General features: G+C 47.3%; 2 protein-coding genes. Both read right to left on the reverse strand.

All coding sequences use genetic code 11. From position 1 onward, the window contains the following. Positions 1-1,654 (reverse strand): sigma 54-interacting transcriptional regulator (locus J4G02_04425; protein MCE2393831.1); only part of this gene is annotated, 1,654 nt, incomplete at its 3' end. Between the two features lie 163 nt (positions 1,655-1,817). Continuing rightward, positions 1,818-2,072, reverse strand: a 255-nt coding sequence (locus J4G02_04430) for an ATP-binding protein (protein ID MCE2393832.1), incomplete at its 5' end; no start/stop codon positions are given.

Genomic DNA, 2,072 nt, shown 5'->3' on the forward strand with positions numbered 1-2,072 from the left:
CTAAAAGCACAGCACGCTCAATTGTGTTCTCTAACTCTCGTACATTGCCGGGCCAGTCATAGCTCATTAACAATTGTAACGCACCGGTGGAAAATCCTGAGACCGGCTTATCAGCAGCCTTGGCATATTCTTGCAAAAAATGGTGTCCTAACAGGGGGATGTCTTCACGCCGTTCTTTGAGAGATGGAATCGGTATTGGAAAACCGGCAATACGATAAAAAAGGTCTTCGCGGAACCGACCGGCTTTTACTGCAGCTTCGAGATCCTGGTTCGTCGCTGCGATTACCCGAACGTTGATGGGAATGTTGCCCGTGCCCCCGACACGCTGAATTTCTCGTTCCTGCAGCACACGCAACAATTTGGCTTGAACCAGCGGCTGCATATCAGCGATTTCATCAAGAAAGATGGTTCCCCCATTCGCGCTCTCAAATTTCCCAATTCTTTGCACCGTCGCGCCGGTGAAGGAGCCACGTTCATGTCCAAAAAGTTCGCTTTCAATAAGAGACTCTGGAATAGCAGCGCAGTTGACATCGACAAAGGGTCCCGCTTTTCGTAGGCTATTAAAATGGATGGCTTTTGCGACGAGTTCCTTGCCTGTACCGCTCTCTCCCTGAATCAGAACGGTAATATTGCTTTCGATCGCTTGTTGCATAAGGACGTAAACCGCCTTCATCGCTTCGCTCTTGCCGATAATCTTATCAAACGCATATTTCATTTCGAGTTCAGTGCGTAAACGAGAGACTTCAACCTTCATCTGGCTAATTTCGATCTCTTTGGAGATGTCCCGAAAAACGATAATCCGCCCGATGACCTTCTGCTCAATATCGTATACCGGCGCTGTGAATCGGTAGAGCATTTTGCGTTCGGGTCGGCGAACCTCAGCGACCTCTTCAAACACCTTCTCAGGCCGTGCGAGAAGTTGAGTTTCTGCCTCTTCAAAGCGTCCCGGTTCCTGGAAGTACCCTTTAACATGCTTACCTAACTCCTCCGGCGACATCTGCTTCAGTACATCCGTTGTCAATTCAAACATCTCCTCATATCCCCGATTTGCGAACTGCAGATGTCCTGTGACATCAAACATCGCAATGGCATCCCCGGTGGAATCAAGAACGGATTTAAGCCTTTGATTGCTGATTTCGAGTTGGCGACGTTTGTCCCCCAGTTCGCTCTCGACGTTCCACTTCTCCGCAAGGGCAAGCGTAATCTGCTGAATCTCCTCGCGAGCAAATGGCTTTCTGATATAGAGTAGTTTGTGAAGTAGATCCATCTCATGGACAATCTCACCGAGCGATTTATCGGTATACGCAGACATGAGAACAATCTCAATATTTTCGTCAATGGCTCGGATACGCTGCGTAGTTTCAATCCCATCCATGCCCGGTGGCATTCTTATATCTACGTATGCGACAGCAATTGGATCGCCCGTTTCGATCGTCGTTTTCACAATGTCATAAGCTTCTGAGCCGCTCCTTGCGTGAAGGAGTTTGAATTTCGGCAGAAAACTCTCATCGACTTCTGAAGCAAACGCTTCTGCCAAATCATCTGTTGACGAACCCGCGACACCGGGCGTGAGCATCTCTTCAAAGTCCTGATGTATCTCCCGTTGATCATCGACGACTAAGACACGATAGTTCCAGTCCTTTTTGAATTCCATAATACACACCTATTTTGCGCTGATTCAGTAGGGACAACAATCGTTGTTCTCTACTCTGTATTACGTGATGTTGGATTTTCAAACAGGCTTTAAATATTTCACATCCCACGTCTATTTATCTGGCAGGCGTGGATGTACATCCCTATTTATTGGGAACGAGTCCTCATGGGGTAAGGGCAGAAAGTGGGAGAATCACTCGCATCGTCGTCCCTTTGCCGATACCATTGCTTAATGGGTAGATCTTCCCATTCAATCCATCGACGAAGTTCGCTATCGAATGAAGACCAAGCCCACTGCCCGACTCCTTGGTTGTATAATCTCCCCCAAAAATGACTGTGAACTTATCCTTTTCAATGCCGATACCGTTATCAACTACCTCAAGGATAAAAGAAGTCAATTTAACATTACACCGAACTCT

This window comes from Candidatus Poribacteria bacterium, from assembly GCA_021295755.1.
Taxonomy (GTDB): Bacteria; Poribacteria; WGA-4E; order WGA-4E; family PCPOR2b; genus PCPOR2b.